The 6886-nt window shown below is 73.1% G+C and carries 9 protein-coding genes; 7 read left to right on the top strand and 2 right to left on the bottom strand.

The annotated features are described in order from the left end of the window. Window positions 1-410 (bottom strand): tryptophan synthase subunit alpha (trpA, locus tag Q0112_RS09445; RefSeq protein ID WP_297974399.1); only part of this gene is annotated, 410 nt, incomplete at its 3' end. A 132-nt stretch (window positions 411-542) separates the two neighbouring features. Here trpA and ychF point away from each other — a divergent pair. From ychF to Q0112_RS09420, 5 genes are all read left to right on the top strand, one after another. Beyond that, entirely contained in the window at window positions 543-1640 is a 1098-nt protein-coding gene (gene ychF / locus Q0112_RS09440; protein ID WP_297974397.1) for a redox-regulated ATPase YchF, read from the top strand. Window positions 1641-1652: 12 nt separating this feature from the next. Continuing rightward, window positions 1653-2369: a ribonuclease activity regulator RraA gene (locus tag Q0112_RS09435; RefSeq protein ID WP_297974394.1), complete on the top strand. Its 717-nt coding sequence runs from the start codon at window positions 1653-1655 to the stop codon at window positions 2367-2369. Window positions 2370-2429: 60 nt separating this feature from the next. Continuing rightward, the gene (locus tag Q0112_RS09430; RefSeq protein WP_297974391.1) at window positions 2430-3056 is read left to right on the top strand and encodes a glutathione S-transferase family protein; all 627 of its coding nucleotides are present in this window, start codon (window positions 2430-2432) and stop codon (window positions 3054-3056) included. Further along, window positions 3053-3439 carry a 4a-hydroxytetrahydrobiopterin dehydratase gene (locus tag Q0112_RS09425; RefSeq protein WP_367278459.1) on the top strand — a complete coding sequence of 129 codons (387 nt, stop codon included), beginning with the start codon at window positions 3053-3055 and terminating at the stop codon, window positions 3437-3439. The genes Q0112_RS09430 and Q0112_RS09425 overlap by 4 nt, the downstream gene beginning before the upstream one ends. A 157-nt stretch (window positions 3440-3596) precedes the next feature. Further along, window positions 3597-4247 (top strand): TetR/AcrR family transcriptional regulator, encoded by a 651-nt coding sequence (locus Q0112_RS09420; protein ID WP_297974389.1) that lies wholly within the window; start codon window positions 3597-3599, stop codon window positions 4245-4247. Between the two features lie 117 nt (window positions 4248-4364). Here Q0112_RS09420 and Q0112_RS09415 read toward each other — a convergent pair whose 3' ends face one another. After that, window positions 4365-4853 carry a peroxiredoxin gene (locus Q0112_RS09415; RefSeq protein ID WP_297974386.1) on the bottom strand — a complete coding sequence of 163 codons (489 nt, stop codon included), beginning with the start codon at window positions 4851-4853 and terminating at the stop codon, window positions 4365-4367. A 76-nt stretch (window positions 4854-4929) separates the two neighbouring features. On the opposite strand from Q0112_RS09415, the gene Q0112_RS09410 reads away from it, so the two are divergent. After that, window positions 4930-6147, top strand: coding sequence for an FAD-dependent oxidoreductase (locus Q0112_RS09410; protein ID WP_297974384.1), 1218 nt, complete (start codon window positions 4930-4932; stop codon window positions 6145-6147). Then, entirely contained in the window at window positions 6147-6737 is a 591-nt protein-coding gene (gene rsmD / locus Q0112_RS09405) for a 16S rRNA (guanine(966)-N(2))-methyltransferase RsmD (RefSeq protein ID WP_297974381.1), read from the top strand. Before Q0112_RS09410 ends, rsmD begins: the two co-directional genes overlap by 1 nt. Window positions 6738-6886 lie beyond the last annotated feature (149 nt).

The raw sequence follows: 6886 nt of genomic DNA, 5'->3' as shown, positions 1-6886 counted from the left end.
TCGTCCTCCTCGGGCGGCAGGTCGACGACGATGAGCCCGTCGACCCCCGCCGCCTTCGCTTCGGTGAGGAAGCGGTCGACCCCGCGGGAGTAGATCGGGTTATAGTAGCCCATCAGCACCACCGGAGTCTCCGCGTCCCCCTCGCGGAAGGCGCGCACCATGGCGAGCGTCCGCTCCATCGTGTGCCCGCTCGCCAGCGCCCGCTGGCCGGCGCGCTGGATCGCCGGCCCGTCGGCCATCGGATCGGTGAAGGGCATCCCCATCTCGATCACGTCGACCCCCGCCGCCGGCAGCCCGCGCACCACCGCGAGCGCCGTCTCATAGTCGGGATCCCCGGCCATCACGAAGGCGACGAAGGCCTTCCGCCCGCTGGCCGCGAGCGCGGCGAACCTCTTCTCGATCCGTGACATCCGTCCCCCCGGCCGTCCCCGCAGCTGACGCCCCCTCTCTGCGGCACGTCCCTCCCGGAATCAAGCCGGGCTCTGCGCTTGACGCCCGCGCCCGGCGCGCCATAAGGGGCCCGCGCCGGCCGGGAGGGTGAGATGGCCTTGAAGATCGGGATCGTCGGGCTGCCCAACGTCGGCAAGTCGACCTTGTTCAACGCGCTCACCCGCACCGCGGCGGCGCAGGCGGCCAACTTCCCCTTCTGCACCATCGAGCCCAACGTCGGCGAGGTGAACGTCCCCGACCCCCGCCTCGACCGGCTGGCCGGGATCGCGAAGAGCCAGAAGACCATCCCCGCCCGCATCACCTTCGTCGACATCGCCGGCCTGGTGCGCGGCGCGAGCAGGGGCGAGGGCCTCGGCAACCAGTTCCTCGCCAACATCCGCGAATGCGACGCCATCGCCCACGTCGTGCGCTGCTTCGAGGATACCGACGTCACCCACGTCGAGGGCCGGATCGACCCGGTCGCCGACGCCGAGACGGTGGAGACCGAGCTCATGCTCGCCGACCTCGAGAGCGTCGAGAAGCGCCTCGCCGGCCTCCAGCGCAAGCTGAAGGGCGGCGACAAGGAGGCCGCCGACCAGGCGCGCCTGCTCGAGGCGGCCAAGGCAGCGCTCGCCGCCGGCCGCCCCGCCCGCAGCGTCCCCGTCGCCGAGGAGGACGCCCGCACCTGGCGCCTCCTGCAGCTCCTGACCGCCAAGCCCGTCCTCTACGTCTGCAACGTCGATGAGGCGAGCGCGGCCACCGGCAACGCCTTCTCCGCGGCGGTGGCCGGGATGGCCGCCGCCCAGGGCGCCGGCAGCGTCGTCATCTCCGCCGCAATCGAGGAGGAGATCGCCCAGCTCGACGACGCCGAGCGGGCCGAGTTCCTCGAATCGCTCGGCCTCGAGGAGGCCGGCCTCGACCGGCTGATCCACGAGGGCTACCGCCTGCTCGGCCTCTCGACCTACTTCACCGCCGGCCCGAAGGAGGCGCGCGCCTGGACCATCCCGCAGGGCGCCAGCGCCCCGCAGGCGGCCGGCGTCATCCACGGCGACTTCGAGAAGGGCTTCATCCGCGCCGAGACCGTCGCCTACGACGACTATGTCGCGCTCGGCGGCGAGGCCGGCGCCCGCGAGGCCGGCAAGCTCCGCGCCGAGGGCAAGACCTACCGCGTGCAGGACGGCGACGTCATGCACTTCCTGTTCAGCTCCTGACCGGAGGAGACCATGGCCGAAGACGCGCTGCCGCCCTGGCACGAGATCGTCGCGACCCTGCGGCAGGTCTCGACCGCGACGCTGACCACGGTCCTCCTCAAGAAGGGCCTGCGCAACGTCTGGATGCGCCACGCCCGGCCGATCCACCCCGAGGTCACCCGCCTCGTCGGCCGCGCCTTCACCCTCCGCTTCGTGCCGGCGCGCGAGGATCTCGCCACCCCCGCCTCCTGGGCCTCGCCGATCTCCACCCGCGCGGCGATCGAGGCGATGCCCGAGGGTTGCATCGCCGTCGTCGACGCCGCCGGCATCGCCGACGCCGGCATCTTCGGCGACATCCTCTGCGCCCGCATGGCGCGGCGCGGCGTCGCCGCCCTCGTCACCGACGGCCCGGTGCGCGACCTCGAGGGGGTCCTCGGCACCGCGCTCCCGGTCTGGTGCCGCGGCGCCGCCGCGCCTCCCTCGGTCGCCGGCCTCACCTTCGTCGGCTGGCAGGAGCCGGTCGGCTGCGGCGGGGTCGCCGTCTTCCCCGACGACGTGGTGGTGTCCGACCGCGACGGCGCCGTCCTCGTCCCGCAGGCGCTCCTTCCCGCCGTCCTCGCCGAGGCGCCGGAGCAGGAGCGGATGGAGGCCTGGATCATGGGCGAGGTCGACCGCGGTGTCCCCCTCCCCGGCCTCTACCCGATGAACGCCGAGACCCGCACCCGCTACGAGGCCGAGCGCGGCCGCTGACGGCGCTTGCCAGCCGCCGCCGTCCGGCTACCTTGCCCAGCAACACTCCGGGAGGGACCGATGGCCGAGGCGCTCACCTTCTACACCAACCCGATGTCGCGCGGCCGGATCGCGCGCTGGATGCTCGAGGAGGTCGGCGAGCCCTACCGCGCCGTCGTCCTCGGCTACGGCCCGCCGATGCAGGACCCGGAATACCGCCGCCTCAACCCGATGGCCAAGGTGCCGACGCTGGTGCACGGCGAGACCGTCGTCACCGAATGCGCCGCCGTCTGCGCCTACCTCGCCGACGCCTTCCCCGCCGCCGGCCTCGCCCCCGAGCCGGCGCGGCGCGGCGCCTACTACCGCTGGCTCTTCTTCGGCGCCGGCCCGCTCGAGGCGGCGGTGACCAATCAGGCGCTCGGGGTCGAGGTGCCGGACGAGAAGCGCGGCTTCGTCGGCTACGGCAGCCTGCCGCGCGTGCTCGACACGCTGGAGACGGCGGTCTCGGGCAGCGACTATCTCGCCGGCGACCGCTTCACCGCCGCCGACGTCTACGTCGGGTCGCAGCTCGGCTTCGGCCTGCGCTTCGGCTCGATCGAGGCCCGCCCCGCCTTCACCGCCTACTGGCAGCGCCTCGAAGGCCGCCCGGCGGCGGTCCGGGCGCGCGAGCTCGACGACGCGGCCATGCCGCCGAAGGAGGGAGCATGACCGGCGAGCCGCTGCAGCGCCTGACCACGCCCGAGCGCGAGTCGCTCCTTCCCGCCCTCGGCGAAGCCGGCTGGGGCGGTGTCCCCGAACGCGACGCGCTGCGCAAGATCTGGAAGTTCCGCAGCTTCTCCGAGGCCTGGGGCTTCATGTCGCGCGCCGCGCTGGTGGCCGAGAAGCTCAACCACCACCCGGAGTGGACGAACGTCTACAACACCGTCGACGTGACCCTCACCACCCACGCCGCCGACGGCCTCACCCGCCTCGACCTCGAGCTCGCCCACCGCCTCGACAGGCTCGCCGGCGCCGCCGAGGTCCAGCGCGACCAGGCCGAGCCGGTCGAATGCCTCTGCAAGCTCCACCACGCCACCCCGTCCGGCAGCTGAGGGACACCCTGTACGACCGCGGCTCCAGGTCAAAAGGGCAGCGCCCGCCTGGGGCTGGGAGGGCGCGACCCCGTCAGCGCGTCCATGACCCTCGGTCCGTTTACGACCGGTTAACCACTTCCACGTCAGTCTCCCGCGACCCGAGGTCACGGCGGTCGTGAACCCGCGGTCACGAGGAGGCAGGGCGATCGGCACCAGCGACCGCAGACGGCGCGAGCTCGAGGAGCGCGAGCGGGCGCTCCTCGACGCCGCCATCAGCCTCATGCACCGCGACGACTGGGAGACGGTGACGGTCGAGGAGATCGCCCGCCGCGCCGAATACGCCAAGGGCACCGTCTACCGCCACTTCCCGTCCAAGGACGACCTCCACGCCCGCCTCGTCGCCGACTGGAACGCCGGCACCTGCGCCGCGCTCGAGAACCTCGACGCGGACCGGCCGTTCGAGACGGTGCTGCGCGACTTCGTCGCCGTCGCCTGGCAGCGCCTGACCGCCGACCGCGCCCACGCCCGCCTCTGCCAGCATGCCCACGACGCCGACTTCCGCGCCCGCCTCGCCCCGGCCTCCCGCGTTGCGCTCACCGAGGCCGACGCCCGCCTCCTCGGCCTCGCCGCCGGCCTGATCGACTGGGGCGTCGCCGAGGGCGCCATCCCCCGCGCCCCGCTCGCGCCCCGCCTCTTCGCCGTCACCGGGCTCCTCCTCGGCGCCCTCCGCCTCGCCCCGCTCTGGAGCGGCGACGCCGCGCTCCCCGACCCCGAACGCACCACCGCCGACGCCATCCTCGCCCTCCTCCGCACAGGGACGGCGTGACGCCGCGCGGCCCCGGCCGCGCCCGGTAACCTTGGTTGAGAAGTGGTTAGCGTCAATACTATTATTATTATATATCAACTTGTTAACAAAAGTCCGCACTGTGCGGAGCCTGTGCGCTCAGACCTGCCCGAGCATCGTCTCCCCGCCGCTCACCTCGCAGTCGGTGCGGCTCGTCTCGAGGTTCAGCACCCGGACGACCCCGTCCTCGGCCAGCAGCGCGTACCGTTTCGACCGTCCGAGCAGCCCCGCCGCCGGAAAGCTGAACTCGAGCCCCATCGCCCGGGCGAAGCCACCATCCGCATCGGCCAGCATGCGGATCCCGGCCTTCCCCGCCCCTGTCGCCTCGCTCCAGGCCGCCATCACGTGCGGGTCGTTGACCGAGACGCAGACGATCTCCTCCACCCCCTTCTCCCGCAGCTGGTCAGCCACCCGGATGAAGCTCGGCACGTGCCGGGTCGAGCAGATGCCGGTGAAGGCCCCGGGCAACCCGAAGAGCACCACCTTCCGCCCGGCGAACAGATCCCCGCTCGCGACCGGCGCGATCCCGTCCGGCCCCTTCTCGAGGAACGTCGCCTCCGGCAGCCGCTCGCCTACCTCGATCGCCATCTCTCTCCCCCGATGCCGGTTGCAGGAACCCACGCCCGACTTATAGAGGGTCGGCGCAGGAAGTGAAAAGGCACCCATGGACCCCAAGGCCGCCCGCATTCTCGTCGTCGGCGCCGGCCAGGCCGGGGCCTCCCTCGTGGCGCGCCTGCGCGCCCTCGGCCATACCGGCCCGCTCACCCTCGTCGGCGCCGAGCCCTTCCCGCCCTACCAGCGCCCGCCGCTCTCCAAGGGCTACCTCAAGGGCGAGATGGCCCTCGAGCGCCTCTTCCTCCGCCCCTCCAGCTTCTTCGACGCCGAGGGCATCACCCTCCTCACCGGCACCCCCGCCACCGCCATCGACCGCACCGCCCGCACCGTCACCCTCGCCGACGGCCGCACCCTTCCCTACGACCTCCTCGCACTGACCACCGGCAGCGCCCCGCGCCGCTTGCCGCCCGAGACCGGCGGCGACCTCGAAGGCGTGCTCCTCATGCGCGCCCTCGCCGACGCCGACGCCCTCGCCGACGCCCTCGCCGGCCGCAGCCGCGCGCTCATCGTCGGCGGCGGCTACATCGGCCTCGAAGCAGCCGCCGTCCTCCGGGAGAAGGGCCTCGACGTCACCCTGATCGAGGCCGCCCCCCGCATCCTCGCCCGCGTCGCCGCCCCCGCCACCGCCGACTACTTCCGCGACCTCCACGTCCGCCACGGCGTCCACATCCGCGAAGGCGCCACCCTCGCCCGCCTGACCGGCGACACCCGCGTCACCGGCGCGGACCTCGCCACCGGCGAGCACCTCCCGGCCGACCTCGTCCTCGTCGGCATCGGCATCGCCCCCGAGACCACGCTCGCGGCGCAAGCCGGCCTCGCCATCGACGACGGCATCGCGACCGACACCCACGGCCGCACCTCCGACCCGTCGGTCTTCGCTGCCGGCGACGCCGCGAGCTTCCCCTGGAACGGCCGGCGCCTCCGGCTCGAAAGCGTCCCCCACGCCATCGACCACGCCGAGGCGGTCGCGGCCGCCATGCTCGGCGACCCCGCGCCCTACACGCCCCGCCCCTGGTTCTGGTCCGACCAGTACGACGTGAAGCTGCAGATCGCCGGCCTCAACGCCGGCTGGGAGACGACCACGACCCGCCCCGGTCCCCGCCCAGGCAGCCGGTCGATCTGGTACTGGCAGGGCCCGCGCCTGCTCGCCGTCGACGCGATGAACGACCCGCGCGCCTACATGACCGCCAAGCGCTGGATCGAGGCCGGCCACTCGCCCGATCCCGCCGCGATCGCCGACCCGGCCAGCGACCTCAAGGCACTCTGATGCGCATCATCGGCGGCACCCACCGCGGCCTCGCCCTCGCCGGCCTCGGCGGCGGCGATCCGGCGGCGCATCTCCGGCCGACCTCCGACCGGGTCCGCGAAGCGATCTTCAACCTCCTCGCCCACGGCGGCTACGACGACCCGCCCCCGCCCGAAGGCGCCCGCGTCCTCGACCTCTTCGCCGGCACCGGCGCCCTGGGACTCGAGGCGCTCTCCCGCGGCGCGCGCCACGCCACCTTCGTCGACCAGGGCCAGACGGCGCTGGCGCTCCTCCGCCGCAACTTGGCGAAGATGGGGACCGAGGACCGAGCCCGCGTCATCGCCCGCGACGCCACCCGGCTCGGCCGCAACCCCGGCGAGCCCTTCACGCTCGTCTTCCTCGATCCGCCCTACGCCCGCGGCCTGGGCGAGAAGGCCGCCATCTCCGCGCTCGCCGGCGGCTGGGTCGCCCCGGGCGGCCTGCTCATCTGGGAGGAGGGCACCGAGCCCGCGCCGCCTCTTGGCCTCAAGCGCCTCGACCAGCGCCGCTACGGCGACACGACGGTCGCGATCTACCGCTCCGCAGTGCCGCTACCGACCTTCGAAGGCTGACCCGAATACAAGCAATTGTAATAAAAATATTCCCTACCCGGAGAGAAGCTGACAGAGACCGTCGAGCTCCTCGAGCGTCGAGTACCGGATCCGAACTTCCCCGGCCTGCTGCCCCGGCTTGTGCTCGACGGTGACCTTCAGTCGCAGCG

Source organism: uncultured Amaricoccus sp., assembly GCF_937858865.1.
GTDB lineage: Bacteria > Pseudomonadota > Alphaproteobacteria > Rhodobacterales > Rhodobacteraceae > Amaricoccus.
The sequence above is the reverse complement of the archived record's forward strand: the minus strand, read 5'-3'. Positions and strand labels throughout refer to the sequence as shown.